The sequence below is a fragment of the Nocardia sp. NBC_01730 genome (assembly GCF_035920445.1).
In the GTDB taxonomy this organism is placed as follows: Bacteria; Actinomycetota; Actinomycetes; order Mycobacteriales; family Mycobacteriaceae; genus Nocardia.
Genome location: NZ_CP109162.1, coordinates 4975564 through 4998406 on the forward strand (window position 1 = coordinate 4975564; position 22843 = coordinate 4998406).

The following is a 22843-nucleotide window of genomic DNA, read 5'->3' on the forward strand; positions in this document are numbered from 1 at the left end:
GTGCACAAGCCTAATGGGCGCAGCCGGACGAAGCCTGTCCGAAGGCCGAGCAAAGGCGAGGCAGCCGCATAACCGCTGCACCATCCGACCAATCGGCTCGTTTTACCGCGGCGCACCCGACATCGACGCGGGCATCCTGCCCGAACACTTCGACGCGCACATGCCGGCCCGCTATGTGGGTACCGTCATGCAGGGCATGTCCCAGGCGGCCGGAGACGCCGCGAGCTGGGCCGAACTGGAGAAGGTGGCCGAGCTGGCGATGCGGGGTTGGGGCGGATAGCCGCACGTCGCGGCAGCCGGGGGAGGAACCCCTTGCGATGCTATACCCATGGGGGGTATGTTCGTTGCGGTCGGGTATACCCCCCGGCCGTATTATCACCATCGAGCGAAGGAGTCGGCCATGCCCACCACCACCTATACCGTCACGGGGATGACCTGCGGGCACTGCGTCAGCTCCGTCAAGACCGAGATCGGGAAGATCGACGGCGTCACCGGCGTCGACGTCGACCTCGCCAGCGGCGCGGTCCGAGTCGACAGCACCACCCCGATCCCCACCGGCACGATCACCGCCGCTGTAGACGAAGCCGGCTACCAACTCGCCGTCTGATACCCCCTCGCACCGGGGCGCGGCTCCGCACACACCTGGAACCGCTGTGTGCGGAGCCGCAGGGTTTTGCGTAGCGCTACGTCTGGGCCGCGAGGCGAACGAAGGCCGCGGTGTCCAATGTTTCGCCGCGGGCGGTGGGGGCGATGCCGGCCGCGAGCAGACGGCGTTCGGCTTCGGCTGGTGAGCCCGCCCAGGTGGCGAGTGCGGCGCGAAGGGTCTTGCGACGCTGCGCGAAGGCGGCGTCGACGACCTCGAAGACCCGGCGGCGGTGGTCGGCGTCCGTCGGCCAAGGCGGCTCGGCGTAGCGCTCGATCCGGACCAGACCCGAGTCGACGCGCGGGACCGGCCAGAACACCTGGGTACCGACCGCGCCCGCACGCCGGACCGTGCCGAAGAAACCCGCTTTGACGCTGGGCACGCCGTAGGTCCGGTTGCCGGGCTCGGCGGCGAGCCGATCGGCCACCTCGGCCTGCACCATCACCAAAGCGACTGCGATGCTGGGCAATTCGGCAAGCAGATGCAGCAGTACCGGCACCGCGACGTTGTAGGGCAGGTTGGCGACGAGTGCGGTCGGCGCGACGGGCAGATCGGCGGCGGCGACCCGCAACGCGTCCGCCTCGACCACCGACAGCCGCTCGGCCAGCTGCGGCGCCCGGTCCGCGACGGTTACCGGCAGATGCCGCGCGAGCACGGGATCGATCTCGACCGCGACCACCGAATCCACCACGTCCAGCAGCGCGAGGGTCAGCGAGCCGAGGCCGGGCCCGACCTCGAGTACCACGTCCGCTCGGCCCACCCTCGCGGCCGCGACGATCCGCCGCACCGTGTTCGCGTCGTGCACGAAGTTCTGTCCGAGCTGCTTGGTCGGCCGCACCCCGAGCCGCTCAGCCAGCGCCCGCACCTCGGCGGGCCCGAGTAACGCGGCACTTCCACGAGCGGCAATTTCAGATTCGGACACGTCGGAAATCTATCAACCGGGCGGCGGGGTGGCTGCGACGTCTCCGACCGCTGCGGTCGGCACGTGCGTACCGATCGGCTCGCGGCTGTCGCGCCGCCGGTGAAACTCCTGGAGCCCTGACACGTGGCCCCTCTGCATCGAGACGCTGCGCACCATTCGCTTCCGAGAGCCGCCCGGACGCGCGCGTCAGGTTCCGGCCCACGCCGATCGGTCGGTCAGTCGTTGATGCCGAGCCTGCTGGTGCACGCGGGCCAGGCGCCCCAGCCCTGCCTGGCGCGGGTGACCTCCGCGATGGCGATCTGCTCTTCCCTGGTGGCCAGGTCGGCGCGCGGCGCGTACTTCAGGCCGCCCTGCCGCTCCCAGGTGCCCTGGTCGAACTGCACGCCGCCGTAGTAGCCGTTTCCGGTATTGATTCCCCAGTTGCCGGTCGACTCACAGCGCGCGAGCGCGTCCCAGATCGTGCCGTCGCGCACCGGCGGCACCTCGGTGCCCGGCTTGGCGCCCTTGCGGACGGTTTTCGGCTGCGCGGTCACCTTCACCGTCGATCCGATCGGCTCGCGGTTCACTTCCTTGCCGTTGACCATGGTGACCGCGAACGTGACGTCCTGGACGCCGGGCGCGCCGGAGGTTTCCACCACCGTGCGGCTCATATTCATGGTCGGGTCCTCGATGATGTTTTCCGACGGGTCGAGCGGCACCGTCTCGGTGCGATTCTCGACCCGCTTGCGCGTCACTTTGATTCGCAGACCGTCGGTCAGCGGGGTGGACTCAGCGGGCTCGACGGAGTCCTGTTCGATCAGCGGGACACCCGCGACGGTCAGGAATTCGCCGACGGTGGGGGCGGCCAAGCGCACGTCCACAGGATTGCCGATGCCGTCCGTCAGCGCGACCGTGTGCGGTGTCGCGATGCGCAGCGCCGCGCCCGCCAACGGCAGTTTCTCGGTGCGCGCGGGTGCGACGAACACCTCCGAGGAAATCTTCAGCTGCTCGAGCGCTTCCCCGGCGGTCAGTCCGGTGGTCCACACCTTCTGGGTCATCCCGTCGACCCACAGGTCGATCTCACGGGCGCGGTTCAGTGTGATGGTCGCGCCGTTCCCGATGTGCGCGGCGAGCGCGGGAGCCACCTTGTCCCGGTCGGTCACCGCGAAGCCCGCGGCCTTCAGGACACCGCGCACGTCGCGCGACATGGTGGTCTGAAACAGCTTTTCGCCGTCCACGACGACGGTCACCGTCTTACGATTCACGATCGCGAGTCCGGCGCCGACGATCAGTGTCAGCAGCAGCGCACCGACCGCCGCATATAGCAGCGGGGAACGCGACTGGTTGATCCGCGCAAAGGGAGACATGGTCACAGTACGATAACGAACAGGTCGGGCCCCGACAACCGCAAGCTGTGGAGCAGCGCCTTTTCAATATCACGAACAGATATAGACGCCGCAGGTAAATCACAAATCGGAGCATCCGAAGTGACATGGAACACATCGCGCATACCGCGCCTTTTGGGGCGTTCGTGCGTGCGATCCGGATATGTACGCGCGGAGATCTCGACCGGAACCGGTCGGCGTCAGATGCGATAGACGCGACGTGCGTTGGCGGTGGCGATCTTCGCCAATTCCACGGGATCCTGTCCTCGCAGTTCGGCCAGCGCTCGCATCGTGTACGGCAGGCAGTACGGCTCGTTCGGCGCGCCGCGGAACGGATGCGGGGTCAGATACGGCGCGTCCGTCTCGACCAGAATCTGATCGTCGGGCACAACTTCGGCCGCTTCGCGCAGCTCGTGCGCGTTCTTGAAACTGACCGACCCGGAAAAACTCAGGATGTAGCCCTCGGCGACACAGGACAGCGCCATATTCGTGTCCGAGGAAAAGCAGTGGAAGATCACGGTGTCCGGCGGGCCCTCGTCCAGCAGCACCGTGAGCAGGTCGTGGTCGGCCTCGCGGTTGTGAATCATCAGGGGTTTGCGGATTCGCTTGGCCAGATCGATGTGCCAGCGGAAGCCCTCGATCTGCGTCTCGATATCGGCGCAACCGTCCAGCTTGCCCGGCCAGTAGTAATCGAGCCCGGTCTCGCCGACCGCGACCACACGCGGGTCGGCGGCCAGCCGCTCCAGCTCCGTCTTCGCGGCGTCGTCGAGGGCGTTCGCCCTGGTCGGATGCAGTGCGACGGCGGCGAACACGCGATCGTCCCAGTGCGCGGCCCGCACCGCCCACTGCGCGGCGGCCAGGTCATCGGCAACGGTGACCACCTGGCCGACGCCGACCGACGCGGCACGGTCCACGATCACCGCGGTGGAGGCCGCGTCGGTGGCGCCGCAGGCGTCCAGATGAGTGTGTGCGTCTACGAGCGGCGCGAGCGGCTCGGGCAATGCCGGCGCGGGGCGTTCGGCTCTCATCGGCGACCGCCGCCGAGAACCGCGGACCTGGTGCCGGATCCGGGCGCGGCGCTCTGCGCATGGAGGCCGGGGATGCTCACGCGAGCGAAGGAAAGCACGCACATTACAGTAGACACACCATGAGCGAAGCCGACCGCCCCGCCTTCTATATCACCACGGCCATCGCGTACCCGAACGGTGCGCCGCACATCGGGCATGCGTACGAGTACATCTCGGCCGACGCCATAGCCCGCTTCAAACGGCTCGACGGGTACGACGTCTTCTTCATGACCGGCACCGACGAGCACGGCCAGAAGATGCAGCAGGCCGCGCTCGCCGAGGGCATCCCGGTGGAGGAGCTCGCGGCGCGCAACTCCGACGTGTTCGAGGCGCTGGACAAGACGCTCGAGATCTCCTTCGATCGGTTCATCCGCACGACCGACGAGGACCACCAGGCCGCCAGCGTCGCGATCTGGGAGCGGATGCTCGCCAACGGCGACATCTACCTCGGCAACTACTCGGGCTGGTACTCGGTGCGCGACGAGGCGTTTTACACCGAAGAGGAGACGACGGTGCTCGCGGACGGCACCCGCATCTCCACCGAGTCCAAGACACCGGTCACCTGGACCGAGGAGTCGAACTACTTCTTCCGGCTCTCGGCGTACCAGGACAAGCTGCTCGCGCTCTACGACGAGCATCCCGAGTTCATCGCGCCCGCAACGCGTCGCAACGAGATCGTCAGCTACGTCAAGGCGGGCCTGAAGGATCTGTCCATCTCACGCACCACCTTCGACTGGGGTGTGCCGGTGCCCGACCACCCGGATCACGTCATGTACGTGTGGGTGGACGCGCTGACCAACTACGTCACCGGCGTCGGCTTCCCGAACACCGAATCCGCGGCCTTCCAGCAGTTCTGGCCCGCCGACGTGCACATCATCGGCAAGGACATCACTCGGTTCCACACCGTGTACTGGCCGGCGTTCCTGCTGTCGTCCGGTCTGGAGCTGCCGAAACGGGTCTTCGTGCACGGGTTCCTGTACAACAAGGGCGAGAAGATGTCCAAGTCGGTCGGCAACGTCGTCGACCCGCTGGAGCTCGTCGAGAACTACGGCTTGGACGCGGTGCGCTTCTTCCTGCTGCGCGAGATCTCCTACGGTCAGGACGGCAGCTACAGCCACGAGGCCATCGTCGGCCGAATCAACAGCGATTTGGCCAACGAGTTCGGCAATCTGGTGCAACGCAGCACCAAACTGGTCGCACGCGACTGCGGTGGCGTGGTGCCGAAGCCGGGCGAGTTCACCGATGCCGACCGTGCCCTGCTCGACCTGGCGGGCGGCCTGTTGGAGCGCTGCCGCGCCGAATTCGACGCCCAGCAGATGCATCTCGCGCTGGAGGCGATCTGGCTGACGCTCGGCGAGACGAACAAGTACTTCTCCGCGCAGGCACCGTGGGCGCTCGCGAAGTCCGGCACGCCGGAGGATCTCGCCCGCGAGGCCACCGTGCTGTACGTGACACTGGAGGTGCTGCGGATCGTCGCGATCCTGGTGCAGCCGGTGATGCCGGGTTCGGCGAGCCGGATCCTCGATCAGCTGGGCCAGCAGAACCGGACCTTCGCCGACATCGCGACGCCGATCGAGCCCGATGTGGCGCTGCCCGCGCCGGAACCGGTGTACCCCAAGTACATCGAGCCGAAGGACTGACTCACGCTGGTCCGGCGCCGCGGCGACGCCGGACCAAGGTGTGCCGCGTCGGCACGCACTGTCGGACCACTACGGGGCGCGGCAGTGGCCGACCGACGAGCCGCGCCGGAAACGTCTCTGCGGCATGCTGGACCCGTCGGTCGCTGTAGAGGCGGAATACGCCGAACAGCAACGCACCCAACGTCGCTGCCGCGTTCTCCAGTAGCTTCTTCACCGCACTCTCCCAGGCTTGTACCGGACAGTACTTCGAGCAGGTCCGACGGTACCCTCCACGCGGGGAGCTCGGGCCGGTTCGACCACTTCGTCCGCCACGGAACGTGTTGTCGGATAATGAAACACCGGTTCGCGGCCGCACGGCGCCCGGACCGTGTGCGATCGGTACAACGACGTCCCGTTCGGTATCGGTTCCGGTACAGAGAGGGCATACATGCGCCAGGAGCATGCGACGGCATCCATCCAGCGGACGAGCTTCGCCGAGCGGCATCGCGCGGCGCGCGAAGCCGTGCTCACCTCGCAGCGCGGCAGGTTGGTGGAGGCGATGGTCGAATGCGTGGACCACAAAGGCTACTCCGCGACCACGCTCACCGACATCGTCGCCAGGGCGCGGGTTTCGCGCACCACCTTCTACGATCACTTCGCCAACAAAGAGGAATGTTTCGCCGAGGCGGTGCACACCGGGGTCGACATCGTCGCAACCCGGATCGCAGAGGAACTCGGGCAGCTCCCACCGAACGCCGATGCGTGCGCCAAGATCGAATCGATCGTCCTGACGTTCTGCCGGACCGTCGCCACCGAGCCGGATTTCGCGCGGCTGGTGCTTGTGGAGTCCTTCAAGGTGAACGAGGCCGCCGTCGGCTACCGCGACCTGGCCGTCGACCGGTTCGCCCAGCTGTATCGGGTGTTCTACGACGAGGCTCGCTCGGCGGATCCGACGCTGCCGGAGATCTCGGACGAGCTGATCGCGCTGATCCCGGACGCGATCGGCGAGCGGACGCGCCGGGTCATCGTGTCCGACGGGCCCGCGCGGGTGCCGGAGCTGGCACCACTGTTCATCCAGCTGGTCACAACGGTGCTCGGCCTACCCGTTCGAGCCTGAAATCCGTTTCGCTGCTTGGTAATTCATAGCCGGATGAGCTCGCCCCGCGCCACACCCTCGACGGCTTTCACGTAGGCATCGGCCACCTCGGCGACGGGTGTGCCCTGTGTCGTGTCCATACCGAGTCGGACCAGGGTCTCGCGAATCCATCCCGGGCTGATCAGGTTGATGCGCAGCCCGCGGGGAAGTTCGGCCGAGGCATTGCGAACGAAACCTTCCAGACCGGAATTGATGAGCGCGCCCAGCGAAGCACCCGGAAACGGCGCGACGAACGTCCCGCCGGTCAAGGTGATCGAACCGCCGTCGCGCAGGTGCCGCAGCGCGCGGCGCGCCAGCGCGACCTGACCGAGCAGCTTTCCCTGGATACCGGCGACGATCTCGTCGTCCGTCACCGTGGCGAGGTCGACGAGCGGCCCACTCGCGGCGCAGCACACGACGGCGTCGAGATCCGGCAGTTCGGCGAAAAGTGTGTCCATCGACGACGGATCCGACACGTCGACCTGAACCGGTCCGTTGCGCGAGGCTCGAATTACCTGATGGGCCCCTTCCAGCGCCGTGGCCACCGCACTGCCGAGCGTCCCGCTCGCTCCGATCACAAGCACCTGCACGGTTCGATCCTGCCAAATGCTTCGCAGGTCACACCCATCCGCCTCCCGCGCGAAGACGGAGGAGTGTGGCCGGTGCGTGCTTACCTCCAGCGGTCGAGCAGTCGGTCGATCTCCGCGGTCAGCGCGAACTGCAGGAACGGGCCGAAGCTGATGCGGGCGACGCCTTGGTCGGCGAGAGTGGCCTTGTCGGCTTGGTCCGGGAGAACGGTGGCGCTGATCGGCAGCGGCAGTTCTGCGGTCAGGCGGCGCATGTCGGCGTCGGCGTGGCGCCCCGCCGGGAACAACACGTCCGCGCCCGCATCGGCAGCCAGTCTCAGGCGCTCGATGGCGCGATCGACACGGTCGACCTCGGCACCGTCCTTGCGCAGGAACAGATCGGTTCTGGCGTTGACCACCACGTGCACGCCAGACGCGTCGGCGAACTGCCGCAATCCGTGTACCAGGTCGGCGTGCTCCTGCGCGGTGCGCAGCCGCCCGCCCTCGCTGTGCACGGAGTCCTCGATGTTCAGTCCGATCGCGCCCGCCGCGAGCAGGCCCTCGATCAGCTGCGCGGGCTCGAGCCCGTACCCCGACTCGATGTCGACCGACACCGGAACATCCACCGCCGCGGTGATCTGCCGAACCCGAGTCAAGGACTCGGCGAACGTCATCCCCTCCCCGTCCGGGCGGCCGATCGAATCGGCAACCGGATGACTACCCACGGTCAACGCCGAGAACCCTGCCGCCACAGCGACTTTCGCGGACCAGGCATCCCACACCGTCGGAAAAACCCCGGGATCCCCCGGCCGATGCAACTCGAGAAACGCCTTCGCCTTGCTCTCCAGAGAAGTCATACAAACGATCATGCCCGCCCTCTCCATACCCCGCCGCTACTGGCCCCACTTCGCACAAAGGTGCAGCACTTCCCACATGCACCCGTCTGCGCGCCGTCGGTCGCTCGGCCGGGGTCAGGTGTCCGCGGCGCGGCGAGCGGCGAGGACGGCGTCGTACAGTTCGCGGCGGGAGACGGCGTGGGCAGCGGCGATTTCCGCACACGCGTCTTTGAGGCGGATACCGGCGACGGTGCGGGCTTCGACCTGGTCGACCAGGTCGGCGGGGTCAGCCGATTTCGGGTGGGCGCCCTCCAGGACCACCGTGATTTCACCGCGCGCGCCCTCGACCGCCCAGACGGCGAGTTCGGCAAGGGTGCCGCGGACGACCTCCTCGTAGGTCTTGGTCAGCTCACGGCAGACGGCGGCGCGACGGTCGGCACCGAGTACCTCGACCGCGTCGGCAAGGCAGCCGGCAAGGCGGTGCGGTGCCTCGAAGAAGACGCAGGCCCGCGGCTCGGTGGCCAAAGTACGCAACCACTCCCGGCGCTGGCCGGATTTGCGCGGCGGGAATCCGTCGAAGCAGAACCGTTCCACGGGCAGGGCCGACAGCGCCAGTGCCGTGGTCACCGCCGAAGGGCCTGGCAGGCAGGTCACCGGCAGGTCGCGTGCGACGCACGCCGCGACCATCCGATAGCCGGGATCGCTGACCGACGGCATGCCCGCGTCGGTCACCAGCAGCACTGTGCGCCCGTCCTCGATCTCGCCGAGCAGCATCGGGATCCGCGCGGTCTCGACGTGGTCGTAGAAGCTCACCACCCGGCCGGTGATCTCCACGTCGAGCGCCTTGGCCAGCGACCTCGTCCGCCGAGTATCCTCGGCGGCGACGATGTCTGCACTGGTCAGGGCGTCGCGCAGCCGTTGTGAGGCATCGCCGATTTCGCCCATCGGTGTCGCCGCGAGCACCAGCCGCCCCGCTGCCACCTCCGTCACCCACACTCCCGTCTACTTCGCGCATCTCACCGAGCAGCGTATCCACTCAGCTCCAGCGATCGACCGGCACACCGCCTTCCCCCGGCATGTGTCCGAAACAAATCTCACTGGCCCCACGCAGCAGACCCCAGAGTCTGCACGGAACGACACTGGAATACGCAACAACTGATCTCGTGAGCACATGGGTAACTCACCGGGAACGGCCAGAACCCGGCCAGGCACTCGACGCAAGACCTGAACGCAAATCCCTCGTCGCGCGACTAGTACGGCCTAAAGACCCGGAGAGGCGGGACAGCATACGATCGGGGCGTGACCCAGGTGACCGACCAGCGCACGACCGCACCGTTCGGGCCCGTGCCCTCCTGGTCGAGCCCCGGACCGCTGCGGCCGTCACCCGACTTCGGGCCGACCGACCGCCTGCGCGGCTGGCTGGTCACGGCGTTCCTCACCACGATCGCGGCGGTGACCCGGTTTACGATGCTCAACTATCCGACCGACGCGGGCACCCCGGTGTTCGACGAGAAGCATTACGCCCCACAGGGCTGGCAGATGCTCGAGGGCGGCTGGGTCGAGGACAACCCCGGCTATGGACTGGTGGTGCACCCCCCGGTCGGCAAACAGCTCATCGCGATCGGCGAGGCGATGTTCGGCTACAACGGCTGGGGCTGGCGCTTCGCCTCCGCGGTCGCCGGAACCGTGCTCGTGCTGTTGGTGATCCGGATCGTGCGGCGGATGGCGCGCTCCACGCTGATCGGCGCCATCGCGGGCATCCTGCTGATCGCGGACGGACTCACCTTCGTCTCGTCCCGCATCGGCATGCTCGACATATTCCTCGCGCTGTTCGTGACCGCGGCCTTTGGCTGTCTGATCGTCGACCGCGACGAAGTGCGGGCGAGGATCGCCAGGGCCGACGCCGAAGGCCGAATCGGTGAAACCCCGTGGGGCCCGCGGTTGGGCGTGCGCTGGTGGCGATTCGGCGCCGGGGTACTGCTCGGATTGGCATGCGGCACGAAATGGTCCGGGATCTACTTCATCGTCGCCTTCGGCCTCCTGAGCGTCTGCTTCGATCTGGCGACCAGGCGGGCGTACGGAGTGCGCAGCCCTTGGTTCGGTACGGCTGTTCGCGATGTGGGGCCTGCCCTGTACGCGCTGGTGCTCGTGCCGCTCGGCGTGTACCTGTCCACCTACTGGGCCTGGTTCGCCAGCGAGACCGGCGTCTACCGATACTCGGTGGGCAACCAGGTCGGCACCGGGGGGCCGTTCGCGTGGATACCGAACGCGCTGCGGTCGCTGTGGTTCTACAGCGGCGAGGTGCTGCAGTTCCACGACAGCCTGACCAACTCGGCGGGCAACCACCACCCCTGGGAGTCCAAACCGTGGACCTGGCCGATGGGGCTGCGGCCGATGCTCTACTACTACGCCGACACCAACGTCACCGGATGCAGCCAGACACAGTGCGTGAAAGCGGTGATGCTGATCGGCACGCCCGCCATCTGGTGGATCGCGTTGCCGATGCTCGCCTGGGCACTGTGGCGCACAGCGGTGCGCCACGACTGGCGCTACGCCACGGTGCTCACCGGTTACGGCGCCGCCCTGCTGCCCTGGTTCTTCACCCTGGACCGACAGATGTACTACTTCTACGCCGTCGCCCTTGCGCCGTTTCTGGCGATGGGTGTCGCACTGGCGCTCGGTGACGCGCTCGGGTCGACCCGGCGAACAACTGTGCCGCGCAGTTCCGTCGGCACCTATCTGCCGGTGGCCCCGGACGAACGGCACGCCCTCGGCCTGCTCGCGGTCTGTCTCTACCTCGGCCTGGTGATCACCAATTTCATCTGGTTGTGGCCGATCCTCACCGGGCTACCCATCACGCCGGGCAATTGGCACGACCACCTCTGGCTGCCCAGCTGGCGGTAATGCTGTGTTTTTGGCCGCGCGGGCGCGGCGTGTTCGCGGCCCCCTTGTGGCTCGCGTCCGAGCGGCCGCCGCTGGCGACTTCGTCGCGGACGCGGCGGCCGCTCGGACGCGAGCCGGGCCGCGAACAGGCAAGGCTCGATCTCGCTACGCTCGAAAATGCGGGTTGGGCCGAGTAGTTGCTCGAGCGACGTCTGCGGCATCCGGTGTGCCGCATTCCGGCCCGTGTCCGAGCTATCTGTCAGCCTTCCAGCGCCGCCTGTATGTACCGCAGGGCGGCCTCGTCGTCCAACCCCAACCTGCGCACTGTCGCGACGTACGCGGTAGCCGCCCGACCGGCTACGTCCCGCGTCGGGTCACCCGATGACGCGATGAAAGAGCCCTGTCTGCCCCGGGTTTCGATCACCCCTTCGGCCTCCAGCTCGCGGTATGCCCGCGCCACCGTGTTCGGGGCCAGACCGAGTCTGGCGGCCAGCGCGCGGACGGTGGGGATCTTGGTTCCTGCGGTCAGCTCGCCGGAACGTACCTGGGCGATGATGCCGAGGCGAAGCTGTTCGTAGGGCGGCACGGCCGAATCGTGCGACACCGTGATGGTGAACATGCGGCCTCACCTGTCATTCCGGGACAGCGGACAGGACAGGCAGCGGGGTCCGCCTCGGCCGGATCCCAGCTCGGAACCGGGGATGCGCAGCACCTCGATGCCCGCCTCCTCCAGTCTGGCGTTGGTCATCTCGTTGCGCTCGTAGGCGACCACCACGCCGGGAGCGAGGGCGAGCGTGTTGTTGCCGTCGTCCCATTGCTCGCGTTCAGCGGTGACGCCGTCCAGCCCGGTGTCGATCACCCGCAGCTTGTCGATGCCCATCGCGGTGGCGGCGGCGGGCAGAAACGGGTCGGGGCCGCGCATGCTGACCCGGCCGTCGCCATTGCGGCCACCGTAGTCGTCTTCCTTGTGAATTGTGAACGCGCACAACGTCTCTCGCACGGCCGGATACATCACCACGGCATCGGCGTCGACCATCGTGCACACGGTGTCCAGGTGCATGGTCGCGCGACTCTGCGCGATCGGGACCACGAGTACGGTGTGTGCGAGGTCGTCGTCGAACAGGCTGCGCGCCAGCGCTTCCGCGCCTGCGGGCGAGGTGCGTTCGCCGACGCCGACCGCGACGACGCCGTCGGAGAGCAGCAGCACGTCTCCGCCCTCGATCGGCGCGGTGTGCGATTCGTAGGCGCGGCGCACGCCGAGAAAGCGGGGGTGGAAGGCGTAGATGAGGTCGGTCAGCGAGGTCTCTCTGCTTCTGGCGGGCAGCGCGAGCGAGGTGATCGCGACGCGCGGGCCGACCCAGAATGAGGAGTCCCTGGTGAACAGCAGATTGGGCAGCGGATCGATGACGAAGTCCGCGCCGTGGTGCATGCGGCGGACCAGTGAGGTGGCGTCGGGCCCGAACGGCAACTCATCGAAGGTCATCCCCGCCATCAAAATGCCGGCCAATTCCCTGGCCCGCACGCCGCGCAGGAAGGCGGCCAGCTCGTCGGCGAGCGCGTGCCCGAGCCTGCGCGCGTCCACCGCGGCCGAGATGCCCTGGATACGGGCGGCGCCGCTGACCGCGAGCGTCTCCGCGAGCAGGTCCGACAACAACAGCACCTCGGTGCCGCGTTCGCGCAGGACGCCCGCAAACGTGTCGTGTTCCTGCTGTGCGCGCTCCACCCACGGGATGCCGTCGAACAACAGCTGATCGTTGTTGCGCGGCGTCAGCCTGCGCAGCTCGTCGCCTGGACGGTGCAGCAGCACCGTGTGCAGGGTGCCCACTTCGGACGTCACCGCGAGTCGCGGGCCGACCGGCTGGGGATCGGGCCCCGCCCCGTTCGGATCCTCTCCGTGCCGCGCGGGCACAGCGTCTGCTCCCATGATCAGACCGTAGTTCGCCGCGGCCTCGAGAGCACGGAATTCTTGTCCTTCAGGTGCCGATCGGCCCGCGCTGCCGGATTCCGACCCCAGCCCACCCTAACCTGAAGTATTGTTCAGGTGAATAGAGGAGAGTGCATGTCGACAGCCGATTGGCGAGCGAAGGAGCTGACCCCCGGGCAGCTCTCCGAGCGTAGTGGAGTCGCGGTCTCCGCGTTGCACTTCTACGAACGCGAAGGGCTGATCACGAGCAGACGCACCAGCGGAAACCAGCGCAGGTACGCACGCGAGACGCTGCGCCGAGTGGCTTTCATCCGCATTTCCCAGCGAGTCGGCATCCCGCTGAGCGAAATCCGGGACGCCCTCGATCAGCTCCCCGAGGGCCGCAACCCCACCCGGCGCGACTGGGAGACGCTCTCCACCACCTGGCGTGCGGACCTCGACGACCGGATCACCCAGCTGACCCGCCTGCGCGACAACCTCACCGGCTGCATCGGCTGCGGCTGCCTGTCGCTGGGCAGCTGCCGCCTGGTCAACGAGCACGACCGGCTCGGCGCCGATGGCCCCGGCGCCCGCGTACTCGACGTGCACCTCAACTGCCCGACGAAGCCAGCAACCTGCTGAACCGCGCACTGGCCCGCCGCATGACGAACTCGTACGGGAAGGCGAACTTGCGCGCCCACCAATAGCCGAACCGGATGTCGAACGAGGTGTAGACCAGAAACCGGTTGCGCTCGATCCCGCGCAGAATCGCCGTCGCCACCCGCTCCGGCGCCACCGCGTGCCCGGCGAAGGTCGCCGTGAGCCGCTTGATCTTCGGGTCCTCCCTGTTCACCCCGACCAGCTCGACGCTGCGCACCAGCGGTGTGTTCACCGCGCCGGGCACCACCAGGTGCACCGTGATGCCGTGCTGCGCGAGATCGAAGCGCAGCACCTCGGACACCCCACGGATGCCGTACTTGCTCGCGCTGTATGCCGCGTGCCAGGGCAGGGCGAGCAGGCCCGCCGCCGACGACACGTTCACCAGCGCGCCGCCCCGGCCTGCGCGCACCATCGGCGGCACGAAGTTCTCGATCACGTGGATCGGACCCATCAGGTTGACCTCGACCATGCGCCGCCAGTGCCGGTGCTCCAGGTTCTCCACCGTCCCCCACGCGGAGGTGCCCGCGACATTCATGACCACGTCGAGGCTGCCGAGTTCGGCGTGCACCTGCTCGGCGAAGGCGGTGACCGCGTCGTAGTCGGTGATGTCGAGCGCCTCGGCCACAGCGACGACACCACCGGACTTACGGATGTCGGCGACCGTCTCCTCCAGGCCGGCCGCGTCGAGATCGGTGAGCACCAGCTCGGCCCCGGCCCCGGCGGCCGCCTGCGCCGTCGCCCTGCCTATCCCGCTGGCCGCGCCCGTGACCAGAACCTTTGCGCCGCGCACCGACTTGCGGCCCGCTCGCCCGCGACCAATACCAAGCACTGCGCATCCCATCTCGAATCGCCGAATCGGTTTCCCGCAGGGTAGTCGAGCATCCAGGTCGGGACGACTACCGCCGCTAACGGCCGAGTACTGCGAGCATGCCCGCGACAGCCCGCGGCCAGGTGAACTGTTCCGCGCGACTGCGCGCCGCCTCGCGCCGCCCGGCTTGCGGCATGGCCAGCACATCGGTCACCGCCCGCGCGAACGCCGACGGATGGTCGGCGGCGACGGCACCGCAGTCGGAGGTGACGATGTCGGCCAGCGCCGAGGACTGGCTCGCCACCACCGGCGTGCCCGCCGCGAGCGCCTCCAGCGCGGCGAGCCCGAACGTCTCGTGCGGACCTGGCGCCAGCGAGACATCCGCGGTGGCAAGCAGTTTCGCGACCATCGCACGCTCGGCGATGAACCCCGTGAAATGCACGGCGGGCAGCCCGCCCGGCAGCAGAGGCATCGTCCGCGCTCGCCGCTCCAGCGCCTCGCGCCGCGGCCCGTCCCCGGCGACCACCAGCCGGGCCTCGATGCCTGCTTTGCGTAGCGCGCCGACCGCCTCGATGCTGCGATCCACCCGCTTCTCCACCGACAACCTGCCGCAGTGGACCAGCAGCGGATGCCCGGCCACACCGAGATCCGCGCGCAGTCCGCGGTCGCGCCTGCTCGGGCTGAACAGCTCCAGATCCACTCCGAGCGGCACCAGCTCGACGTTCCGCGCGCCGATCCGCAGGAACTCCTGGCGAGCGAATGCGGTGGTGCAGACGACGATGTCGTAATCGGCGGCGGTGCGCCGGTTGGCCACGTCGGCGCAGCGCCGCGCCGCAGGACCGGGTAGCACCTGGCCGAGCAGCCGATCGAGTCGCTCATGCGAGATCATCACCCCCGCGACGTCGCGCCGCCGCGCCCAGCGGCCGAATCCGCGCAGTGTCAGCCGGTCGGACACCTCGAGCACGTCGGCACGCAGCCCGGTTAGCACATCGGCTACCCGCCACGAGTCCGCGGCCCGGTAACCACCTGTCCAGGGAATGGCCGCCGCGGGCAACGTGATCCGAACGACCCCCGTGGGCAGCACCTCCTCGGATCGCCGCGAACCCGGCACGATCAGCACCACCTCGTGTCCGGCGGCGACATAGCCATCGCCGAGGTGGTGCAACGCGGTGCGCAACCCACCCGACCGCGGGCCGTAGAAGTTCGCGAGCTGAACAATGCGCACTTCACCGATCGTGCAGCGGAGCGGGTTACCGCAGGGACCGATGCGCCCAACGGCGCGTGAACAACCATGAAAGAACCGGCTAACCAGCGGATCGACCCGAGCTATGGGCACGGCGCCGTCGGCGACAAGGGTTGTCGTACCTCGGATTTCCTGAGCGTTTCGACAAGCAGGCACGGATCGCCGGGCGCGCGGGCCGCGATTCAGTGCGTAGGCAAGCCGCGACCGGCGCGGGGCAAATCGAGGTCGAGCGCGATCTTGCCGACGGACAGATGGGCTTCGACCTGCTCGGCGGGCATCGGCCGCGCGATCAGGAAACCCTGCGCCCGATAGCATCCGAGGCCGACCAGGGTCCTGGCGGCGACCGCGGTCTCCACGCCTTCGCCGACCACGCCGAGGCCGAACGAACCGGCAAGGCCGATAATGGATTTCACGATGGCCAGATCGTCCGTGCTCGCGCCGAGGCGCTGCACGAAGCCCCGATCGATCTTCACCGCGTCTACGGGCAGTGCTTTGAGGTGCGACAGCGAGCTGTATCCGGTGCCGAAGTCGTCGATGGCGATCTGCACACCCATTCGCTTCAGTCCGCGCAGCGTGACCTGGGTTCTGGCCAGATCCTGCACCACAACGTGCTCGGTGATCTCGAGACACACCGAACTTCCGTCGATGCCGAACAGCCGCAGGATGTCTTCGATCCGCTCGACGAAATCGAGGCTGACCAGCTGCACCGGTGACACGTTGATCCGCATCACGACATTGGCCGCCAAGCCGCGGCGCCGCCATTCGGCGAACTGCGCACACGCCGACCGGATCACCCAGCGCCCCAGCTCACCTGCCAGATTGGTGGCCTCGGCGACAGTGACGAACGCGCCGGGCGGCAACAGTCCCCTGGTCGGATGCAACCAGCGAACCAGCGCCTCCAACGCGACGATGCGGCCGGTGCGCAGGTCTACCTCGGGTTGGTAGTGCAGCAGCAGCGAGCCGTCCGAGACCGCGCCGCGCAGGTTGAGTTCGACGTCGTCTTGTAGTTCGAACTGCGCACGCATGGTGTCGGTGAACACCGCGACGCCGTTGCCGCCGCCGGACTTCGCCGAGAGCAGCGCGTGGTCGGCGCGGCGGAGCACGTCGGCAACGGTGGTCTCGCCCGGATTTCCGAGCGCAACACCGACGCTGGCAGCGCGACTGACGGACTCGCCGCCGACGGTGACGCGCCGGGCGATCAACTGCTGGATGCGGTTCGCCTCGTACTCGGCGGCCACCGCGTCCATGGGTTTGGCGGGAACGATGACGAATTCGTCGCCACCCAGTCGGGCGATCATGTCGTTCGGGTCCAGGTTCTCCCGCAGCCGCGTCGACAACGTGCGGATGAAGTTGTCCCCCGCGGTGTGACCGAGGAAATCGTTGAGTGCCTTCAGACGATCGAGGTCGAGAAAGAAGGCCGCCACTGGGCCGGGGCTACCGGTACGTAATCTTTCTTCCATATGCTCGAGCAGCGCGCGCCGATTGGCCAGCCCGGTCAGGTCGTCGTGCAGCGCGATATATCGGAGCCGTTCCTCGGCGACCACCCGCGCCTGCAACTGAGCAAAAAGCGCCGCGATCGCCTTGAGGACATTGAGTTCGCGAGTGCTCCACTCCCGATCACCCTCCTTCACGAATCCGAGAGCACCGGTCGACTCACCTCTGGACAGCAGCGGCACGGCGGCCGAGGTCACCGCCGCAATGCCGGACGCCCGCCGGACCGTCTCCTGGTAATCGGCGAACTCCGGGGTCGGACGTGCGACCATCGGCTCGGTCGCGTTCTCCAGCGCGCGGAATACCGGGTCGGCAGTGTCGAAATAGATCACGCCCAGCGGGTCCGGATCGGGCACGTTCTGCCGGTGCGGCCACTCCGCGATGAGAACGGTTGCTCGACGTTCGCGGTCAGTGTGTCGCACATAGCTGAAATCCACGTCGAAGTATTCGACCAATTGAGCGAGCACACGTTCGGTCGCAGCCACCATCGTCGTGGCGTCCACACCCATCAGCTCCGAGGCGACCTGGGTCACCAACGAGTCGAGTGTCCGCCGTGGCACATTGTCTCCGATCGCGCTAGCTACTGGTGTCCACACCGAGCACCGGACGCCGCCTGCTGCGAACCGTGGCGGCGGAGGCGTAGCTCAGGCGAAGCACCAACGCCATGATCTCATGCTCAGGCACTTCCAGCAGGTTCAGGAAACGACCCTGAAGTGACGCTAGTGTATCCACGAAGTCGGGGGAAATCGCGGTAAGTTCGCCAGGGCGTCGGGCATAGAGGTATACGGGCGAAATCGGTTGCACGCACAATCCGAGCCGCTCGGCCTGCACCCAAACCGAGGCAGCCGCGGCACCTGCCTCGGCATACTCGGTCAACCGCGGGTTCGTTCCATCGAATGTCACTGCCACAATGGCGGAGCTGGACAGCACGCGGTCGCAGGTGTATTTCCCGAGAGCCGCACCTCCCGACCAGGATCGCAACTGCGCCATGACATCGGCGCGCGTGATGATCTCGAATGCCGCCCACTCGTCATCGGTGAGTTCGAGGCTGCGCGCGTCGATCCCGGTTTCCGGGTCGTCGTCGGGCCAACGGACTTCGGCGAGCATTTCCTCGTATAACCGCGGCGTGAGATAGCGGATTCGATCAGATTCTCCCAGCAAACGTGCAGCTTGTTCAATTCCCGGTCGATCGACCACGGCGCGAAGATGCGCACCAGCCGATTCGGCGGCCGCGACAAGCGAATCGAGCACGCCGTCGGCCAGTCGGGCACCGGTACCGACCCTGCGGTTGGTCGCGCGGCGCAACACCGCGGGATAGTCGGCGGCGAGCGCCGGATTCCGGTCACTGCCCAGCCGAAGATTCGCGACGAGCTCACCGGACCCCGGCGCCCCCTCGACGAACTCGTGCGGGCCGAGAATGCCGTGCGCGGCGGCCGCGACACGCGCGTTGTACACAGCAGCGCCGAGCGCGACGGCGCTGCCGCGATAGCCGATATCCATCGCCGACGTGTATTCAGGCGCCAGCTCGATGCGAATGTCACCTGACCCGGCCCGCAGTGACCAGGGCTGCATGTTTCCCCCGGACGGGGCGCGCTGCGCACACGCGAGCACGCTGTCGATCGGGCCATCGGCGGATTCGTCCGCGGCCTCCGTCCAGACCTGTTCGCCGGTCGGCGACGGGTCGGCCAACTCGTCCAGATGCCGTTCCAGATCCACGCGGACGCGACCGGAGTTCAGCGTCATCCCGAGTCCGATACGGCGGACCGCGGCGGCGACACTCGCGGCGCCCATAGTGACGTCGCCGGCCAGCTGCGGCCAGCTGGTCACCGTCTCACCGACTTCGACCAGGCTCGCGCCGAGCCGCGGCGACAGCCCTGCGGCACCGAGCAGCTTCACCACGAACGGCGCCTTTTCCCTGGCAGTCAGCCCGCGCAGGTCGGCCGCGTGGATATCGCCGAGCAAACCGTGGAACGCGGGGCGCTGTGGCTCGATATCGAAACGCTCGACATCCAGCAAACCTCGGTCACTGGTCTCCATCAGTAGCGGAATTCCGTGTCTCGCTGCCGCCTCGCGTATCACGAGCTTCATATCGAGGGAATCACATTCCTCGACGACGATCGAGAGGCCGTCCACGAACTCGTCCACCGAATTATCGTCGATGCCAGCGCCGAAGATCTCCACCGGCAGATAGGGATCCAGTTCGGCAATCCGTCGTGCCGTAACGACAGCTTTATTGACGCCGATGTCGAACAGCGTTCCCGGAACTCGGTTGAGATTGGACAACTCGATATCGTCCAGGTCGGCCAATCGCAGACTTCCGCAGACACCTTCGAGTGCGAGGAGGTGCGCTATGGCATGTCCGGCACTTTGTCCGATAATTCCGATCGCGAGATCTGCCAGGCGCTCCTGCTCGGATCTGGTCAGCTTGTTCCGGTTTCGGTCCAGCCGAATCATTCGGAAAGTTAGCGGGCCCGGCAATGCGATCACCGCGGCGCGCCACGGATAGTAGATCCACCGGTCCGCCTCGGGGCCCTCCAAAACATTCGGCGCGGCAACCATTTTGCCGATTTCAGCACGCAGCAACCCTCGAAGGTCGGTGAATTCGAGGTGCGGATACGCGCGCAGCGCGGCAAGTGTCCGAGCGTCTTCCGGATCGTTCCGGTCGAGAATAAGTGGCCGATGTTGCGCCATCCGGCTCCGGTCATCGCCCATGTCGGTGCCGAGCCTCGCTTCCCCTTCCGACCTCTCGCCACACCTCTGTCGGACAGGCAGCCAGTAGGCCGAGCGCATCCTGCTCGAGCTCGGTCAACGACCGCTGCGACTCCTGGGCAAACGCCTGATACGTCCGGGTGTCCCACCAGAGCGGGACGGTCTGGTAGCGCTCGTCCGGATACGGCACCGCGGAGATTCGCTCGGCAGGTACCGCTCCGCATGCCCGATGTCTCGCCACGGTGAAGGAGGCCACCGTGGCGAAACCGTAACGCGCCCCGAGCAAGCGCGCGCCGTGCAGCACCGTGCGCGAGATGGCAGCGCTCAACTCGGAGCGGTGCGCCGCATCGCGAGCGACCCATGCGCCCTTGGCCTCGACCACGCCCTCCGACATCCGATCGGCAATCATCGTGCGCAGATCGTCCTCGCCGGCATGGCCTCGCCACTCGACCAACGCGTGCGCCTGCCCGGCATCCGCGTAGGGCCCTTGCAGCCGCACGCCGGCGACCACCTCCCCTGCGGAGTCGACTGCGACGAAGAACAGCGAAGTCGACCGACCATCGGCGACCGCGTCGATTTCGAGTGCGTGTTCCACTCCGAAACGCCGGTAAACCTCCAGCGCTCCGTCCAGATATCCGTTCCACAGCACCGGCCGGACATCCGGTTGGGAGACAAAGAACGCGCACTCGGATTGCCTATCGTAATACCGCAAGACTCCCCGCCCAAGGGAGTCCTGCGGCACGACTGCAATCACTTCCACAGCCATGTTGTTCCCTACTCCATCGCCGCGCCGCATTGCGCGATAATCCAGCCTCATGCAGCACCCCACGGCCCATGAGCCGAGATGACGTTGCCCAGGGCAGTATCCGTCATCCGACAGGAATTGACCAGCCGTCCGGCTAATCTTCCGGAAACTCTCGGCGTGCGGGGATCTTTTGGCAGGTCAGAACGGCCGAGGTCGAGACCGATAGGAACATGAAGACCAGTCGGTACTTGAGCAGCTACCGACTGGCAATCTAGACGAGGATGGAGATGAACAGCTCGACCGACTCCGGTCCCCGCCAGATCTCGATCTCTTCACGGTAGGCACGGGTAATTTCGGCCGACGCCGTCGCGTCGTCGACCTGCGCCCACACGTCCTCCACCGGATCGTGATAGTCACCGTTCGGCGCAAAACGGGCGTAGACGCCTTTCGGCACACGCACCAGGACGTCACCCACCGGAACGGCCTCCGCCGCCGGGTATTCGAAGCAGACCACCGCGTTGTAGTTCCCGGCCGGATCGGGCACGTACACCGTGTACATCGCGTGATCCGCGCCCACCCGGTCGCGCAGCCGGTCCTTGAGAAACTCGATCAGGTCGCTGTTGCTGACCTTGAAACTCGGACGCACCCGCGGAACGATCAGCCCGCCGTAGATCGCCTCGGCACGCACCACGATCGCATAGGTCATCGCGCCTCGACCGCCAGGTAGAGATCGATCTTGTACGCGTGCGGATAGCACTCGAAATCGCCGGTATACGTCCGTTTGATCTGTTTGTGCTCCTCGGCGTAGGCAATCTGCGTCCACAGGTCGGTCATCACCTGCGGAAAGTTACCGACCGAGGAGAACCGAGCGTAGCGGCCACGCGGCATCCGGGCGACAAGGTGACCGCGGGTGACCTTGTCGAACGACGCGCACTGGTAGCCGACGATCTGCGTGTTGTACGTGCCGAGCTCGCCGGAGTAGTCGGTGTAAGCGCTGGCCAACGGCCCGCCGAGCTCCTGGTGCAAAACGGCCGCCCACGCAGCCTCCAGATCACGGTCACGCAGTTCTCCGAGCGCGCGCTTCGGGCTGCGTACCGGCAGCCCGGCAACCCACGTCTCGTCCCGCTCGACGACTTCAAACTGCATGGAAGGACTCTTTCGAGGTGAATCCGGGGGCGAGAACCCGCATCCGGTCGGTTAGGAAGGCCATGCTACCAACACGGACCGAGTGGTACCGATCACATGTCCGGCTCGTCACCCGCCGCCACCACCCCCGCTGAACTGGACAGATGACCGGTGGATGCGATCCGGCCCGAGCGGAAAAGGCCGATCGAGCCGCACTCGGTGATGCATAGTGAGCATGATGGTCCGACTCGCCGATCATGTGGCAGCACAGCTGCCACCGAACGGAGTCTTATGCACGACATCCTGAGCTGCACCACCCTGATCACCGGAGTGCGACCGCACACGGCGTACAACCACCCTGCCCGCACCCCGAGCTGACATGTGCCGCACCATCGCCGAACTCGACACCGCGGTTGCGGACTGCTTCGCCTGCCCGCGTCTGGTCGCATGGCGCGAGTTCGCCGCCCGCGAGAAGCGCGCCGCCTTCCGTGACCAGACTTATTGGGGTCGTGCGGTTCCCGGATTCGGCCCGGCAGACGCGCGGATGCTGATCGTCGGGCTGGCGCCCGCCGCGCACGGCGGCAACCGGACCGGGCGCATGTTCACCGGAGACCGCAGCGGAGACGTGCTCTTCGCCGCGCTGTACGCCGCGGGTCTGGCCAACCAGCCGACCGCAACCAGCATCGACGACGGGCTGCGGCTGTCCGGCGTGCGGGTCACCGCCCCGGTGCACTGCGCCCCACCGGGCAACAAGCCGAACCCCGACGAGCGGGACCGCTGCCGTCACTGGTTGGACACCGAACTGTCGTTGCTGACGCCGACATTGCGCTCGGTGGTGGTGCTCGGGGCGTTCGGCTGGCAGGCACTGCTTCCGGTGCTGGCCGACGCGGGCTGGGTCGTGCCGCGACCGCGACCGAAGTTCGGCCACGGAGCGCATGTGGCATTGGCCCCGGTCGACGTCGACCGGGCGCCGCTGCACCTGTTCGGCTGCTATCACGTGAGCCAGCAAAACACCTTCACCGGGCGGCTCACACCGGCCATGCTCGAGGCAGTGCTCAGCGATGCGGCAGCGGCCGCGGGAATCGGCGGACATTCCGCGCCCGCACCTCGCCGGTGAATCGTTT

Annotated in this window: 23 protein-coding genes; 7 read left to right on the forward strand and 16 right to left on the reverse strand. The window is 67.3% G+C overall.

Annotation, left to right across the window (positions count from 1 at the left end; genetic code table 11):
* Positions 1-13: 13 nt before the first annotated feature.
* Positions 14-280, forward strand: a complete 267-nt coding sequence (locus OHB12_RS20320; protein ID WP_327110171.1) for a hypothetical protein — start codon at positions 14-16, stop codon at positions 278-280.
* A 120-nt stretch (positions 281-400) separates the two neighbouring features.
* A complete protein-coding gene (locus OHB12_RS20325; RefSeq protein WP_327110172.1) occupies positions 401-607 on the forward strand; it encodes a heavy-metal-associated domain-containing protein in 207 nt (68 codons plus the stop codon).
* Positions 608-683: 76 nt separating this feature from the next.
* On the opposite strand, the gene rsmA is transcribed toward OHB12_RS20325, so the two are convergent.
* From rsmA to OHB12_RS20340, 3 genes are all read right to left on the reverse strand, one after another.
* A complete protein-coding gene (gene rsmA / locus OHB12_RS20330) occupies positions 684-1565 on the reverse strand; it encodes a 16S rRNA (adenine(1518)-N(6)/adenine(1519)-N(6))-dimethyltransferase RsmA (RefSeq protein WP_327110173.1) in 882 nt (293 codons plus the stop codon).
* A 215-nt stretch (positions 1566-1780) separates the two neighbouring features.
* On the reverse strand, positions 1781-2911 hold the full coding sequence (locus OHB12_RS20335) for a transglycosylase family protein (protein WP_327110174.1): 1131 nt from the start codon (positions 2909-2911) through the stop codon (positions 1781-1783).
* Positions 2912-3129: 218 nt separating this feature from the next.
* Positions 3130-3957, reverse strand: coding sequence for a TatD family hydrolase (locus tag OHB12_RS20340; protein WP_327110175.1), 828 nt, complete (start codon positions 3955-3957; stop codon positions 3130-3132).
* Between the two features lie 59 nt (positions 3958-4016).
* Here OHB12_RS20340 and metG point away from each other — a divergent pair, with 59 nt between their 5' ends.
* A complete protein-coding gene (gene metG / locus OHB12_RS20345) occupies positions 4017-5636 on the forward strand; it encodes a methionine--tRNA ligase (protein ID WP_327110176.1) in 1620 nt (539 codons plus the stop codon).
* A gap of 1 nt (position 5637) precedes the next feature.
* On the opposite strand, the gene OHB12_RS20350 is transcribed toward metG, so the two are convergent.
* Positions 5638-5850, reverse strand: a complete 213-nt coding sequence (locus OHB12_RS20350; RefSeq protein WP_327110177.1) for a hypothetical protein — start codon at positions 5848-5850, stop codon at positions 5638-5640.
* 213 nt (positions 5851-6063) lie between these two features.
* Here OHB12_RS20350 and OHB12_RS20355 point away from each other — a divergent pair, with 213 nt between their 5' ends.
* Complete coding sequence (locus tag OHB12_RS20355) at positions 6064-6732, forward strand: TetR/AcrR family transcriptional regulator (RefSeq protein WP_327110178.1); 669 nt, start codon at positions 6064-6066, stop codon at positions 6730-6732.
* Between the two features lie 23 nt (positions 6733-6755).
* Here OHB12_RS20355 and OHB12_RS20360 read toward each other — a convergent pair whose 3' ends face one another.
* The 3 genes from OHB12_RS20360 to rsmI all read right to left on the reverse strand — a co-directional run bounded on the left by OHB12_RS20360 (position 6756) and on the right by rsmI (position 9142).
* Complete coding sequence (locus tag OHB12_RS20360) at positions 6756-7340, reverse strand: short chain dehydrogenase (RefSeq protein WP_327110179.1); 585 nt, start codon at positions 7338-7340, stop codon at positions 6756-6758.
* 80 nt (positions 7341-7420) lie between these two features.
* The gene (locus OHB12_RS20365) at positions 7421-8173 is read right to left on the reverse strand and encodes an isocitrate lyase/PEP mutase family protein (RefSeq protein ID WP_327110180.1); all 753 of its coding nucleotides are present in this window, start codon (positions 8171-8173) and stop codon (positions 7421-7423) included.
* A 114-nt stretch (positions 8174-8287) separates the two neighbouring features.
* Positions 8288-9142, reverse strand: a complete 855-nt coding sequence (gene rsmI, locus OHB12_RS20370) for a 16S rRNA (cytidine(1402)-2'-O)-methyltransferase (RefSeq protein ID WP_327110181.1) — start codon at positions 9140-9142, stop codon at positions 8288-8290.
* 309 nt (positions 9143-9451) lie between these two features.
* On the opposite strand from rsmI, the gene OHB12_RS20375 reads away from it, so the two are divergent.
* Positions 9452-11056 carry a dolichyl-phosphate-mannose--protein mannosyltransferase gene (locus tag OHB12_RS20375; protein WP_327110182.1) on the forward strand — a complete coding sequence of 535 codons (1605 nt, stop codon included), beginning with the start codon at positions 9452-9454 and terminating at the stop codon, positions 11054-11056.
* Between the two features lie 238 nt (positions 11057-11294).
* Here OHB12_RS20375 and OHB12_RS20380 read toward each other — a convergent pair whose 3' ends face one another.
* On the reverse strand, positions 11295-11654 hold the full coding sequence (locus OHB12_RS20380; protein WP_327110183.1) for a GntR family transcriptional regulator: 360 nt from the start codon (positions 11652-11654) through the stop codon (positions 11295-11297).
* Between the two features lie 6 nt (positions 11655-11660).
* On the reverse strand, positions 11661-12959 hold the full coding sequence (gene arcA / locus OHB12_RS20385; protein WP_327110184.1) for an arginine deiminase: 1299 nt from the start codon (positions 12957-12959) through the stop codon (positions 11661-11663).
* A 135-nt stretch (positions 12960-13094) separates the two neighbouring features.
* Between arcA and soxR the strand changes: the two genes are divergently transcribed.
* Entirely contained in the window at positions 13095-13580 is a 486-nt protein-coding gene (gene soxR, locus OHB12_RS20390) for a redox-sensitive transcriptional activator SoxR (protein ID WP_327110185.1), read from the forward strand.
* Here the strand turns inward: soxR and OHB12_RS20395 are convergent.
* The 7 genes from OHB12_RS20395 to OHB12_RS20425 all read right to left on the reverse strand — a co-directional run bounded on the left by OHB12_RS20395 (position 13549) and on the right by OHB12_RS20425 (position 21740).
* Entirely contained in the window at positions 13549-14439 is an 891-nt protein-coding gene (locus OHB12_RS20395) for an SDR family oxidoreductase (RefSeq protein WP_327110186.1), read from the reverse strand. The genes soxR and OHB12_RS20395 overlap by 32 nt on opposite strands.
* A 64-nt stretch (positions 14440-14503) precedes the next feature.
* Positions 14504-15631 carry a glycosyltransferase gene (locus OHB12_RS20400; RefSeq protein WP_327110187.1) on the reverse strand — a complete coding sequence of 376 codons (1128 nt, stop codon included), beginning with the start codon at positions 15629-15631 and terminating at the stop codon, positions 14504-14506.
* Positions 15632-15831: 200 nt separating this feature from the next.
* On the reverse strand, positions 15832-17649 hold the full coding sequence (locus OHB12_RS20405; RefSeq protein WP_327121287.1) for a putative bifunctional diguanylate cyclase/phosphodiesterase: 1818 nt from the start codon (positions 17647-17649) through the stop codon (positions 15832-15834).
* Positions 17650-17716: 67 nt separating this feature from the next.
* Positions 17717-19852, reverse strand: a complete 2136-nt coding sequence (locus OHB12_RS20410) for an Rv1355c family protein (RefSeq protein ID WP_327110188.1) — start codon at positions 19850-19852, stop codon at positions 17717-17719.
* Positions 19842-20615, reverse strand: a complete 774-nt coding sequence (locus OHB12_RS20415) for a hypothetical protein (protein WP_327110189.1) — start codon at positions 20613-20615, stop codon at positions 19842-19844. Before OHB12_RS20415 ends, OHB12_RS20410 begins: the two co-directional genes overlap by 11 nt.
* A gap of 250 nt (positions 20616-20865) precedes the next feature.
* On the reverse strand, positions 20866-21300 hold the full coding sequence (locus tag OHB12_RS20420) for an effector binding domain-containing protein (RefSeq protein ID WP_327110190.1): 435 nt from the start codon (positions 21298-21300) through the stop codon (positions 20866-20868).
* Positions 21297-21740 (reverse strand): GyrI-like domain-containing protein, encoded by a 444-nt coding sequence (locus tag OHB12_RS20425; protein ID WP_327110191.1) that lies wholly within the window; start codon positions 21738-21740, stop codon positions 21297-21299. Before OHB12_RS20425 ends, OHB12_RS20420 begins: the two co-directional genes overlap by 4 nt.
* 358 nt (positions 21741-22098) lie before the next feature.
* Between OHB12_RS20425 and OHB12_RS20430 the strand changes: the two genes are divergently transcribed.
* Positions 22099-22836 (forward strand): uracil-DNA glycosylase, encoded by a 738-nt coding sequence (locus OHB12_RS20430; protein WP_327110192.1) that lies wholly within the window; start codon positions 22099-22101, stop codon positions 22834-22836.
* Positions 22837-22843: the final 7 nt, after the last annotated feature.

Coding starts and splice junctions, on each gene's coding strand:
- OHB12_RS20395 (WP_327110186.1), bottom strand. CDS start 14,439: ATGGGATGCGCAGTGCTTGGTATTGGTCGCGGGCGAGCGGGCCGCAAG.
- OHB12_RS20430 (WP_327110192.1), top strand. CDS start 22,099: ATGTGCCGCACCATCGCCGAACTCGACACCGCGGTTGCGGACTGCTTC.
- OHB12_RS20425 (WP_327110191.1), bottom strand. CDS start 21,740: ATGCAGTTTGAAGTCGTCGAGCGGGACGAGACGTGGGTTGCCGGGCTG.
- OHB12_RS20325 (WP_327110172.1), top strand. CDS start 401: ATGCCCACCACCACCTATACCGTCACGGGGATGACCTGCGGGCACTGC.
- OHB12_RS20420 (WP_327110190.1), bottom strand. CDS start 21,300: ATGACCTATGCGATCGTGGTGCGTGCCGAGGCGATCTACGGCGGGCTG.
- arcA (WP_327110184.1), bottom strand. CDS start 12,959: ATGGGAGCAGACGCTGTGCCCGCGCGGCACGGAGAGGATCCGAACGGG.
- OHB12_RS20335 (WP_327110174.1), bottom strand. CDS start 2,911: ATGTCTCCCTTTGCGCGGATCAACCAGTCGCGTTCCCCGCTGCTATAT.
- OHB12_RS20365 (WP_327110180.1), bottom strand. CDS start 8,173: ATGACTTCTCTGGAGAGCAAGGCGAAGGCGTTTCTCGAGTTGCATCGG.
- OHB12_RS20340 (WP_327110175.1), bottom strand. CDS start 3,957: ATGAGAGCCGAACGCCCCGCGCCGGCATTGCCCGAGCCGCTCGCGCCG.
- metG (WP_327110176.1), top strand. CDS start 4,017: ATGGAGGCCGGGGATGCTCACGCGAGCGAAGGAAAGCACGCACATTAC.
- OHB12_RS20355 (WP_327110178.1), top strand. CDS start 6,064: ATGCGCCAGGAGCATGCGACGGCATCCATCCAGCGGACGAGCTTCGCC.
- OHB12_RS20415 (WP_327110189.1), bottom strand. CDS start 20,615: ATGGCTGTGGAAGTGATTGCAGTCGTGCCGCAGGACTCCCTTGGGCGG.
- OHB12_RS20320 (WP_327110171.1), top strand. CDS start 14: ATGGGCGCAGCCGGACGAAGCCTGTCCGAAGGCCGAGCAAAGGCGAGG.
- OHB12_RS20410 (WP_327110188.1), bottom strand. CDS start 19,852: ATGGGCGATGACCGGAGCCGGATGGCGCAACATCGGCCACTTATTCTC.
- OHB12_RS20380 (WP_327110183.1), bottom strand. CDS start 11,654: ATGTTCACCATCACGGTGTCGCACGATTCGGCCGTGCCGCCCTACGAA.
- OHB12_RS20405 (WP_327121287.1), bottom strand. CDS start 17,649: ATGGGTGTGGACGCCACGACGATGGTGGCTGCGACCGAACGTGTGCTC.
- soxR (WP_327110185.1), top strand. CDS start 13,095: ATGTCGACAGCCGATTGGCGAGCGAAGGAGCTGACCCCCGGGCAGCTC.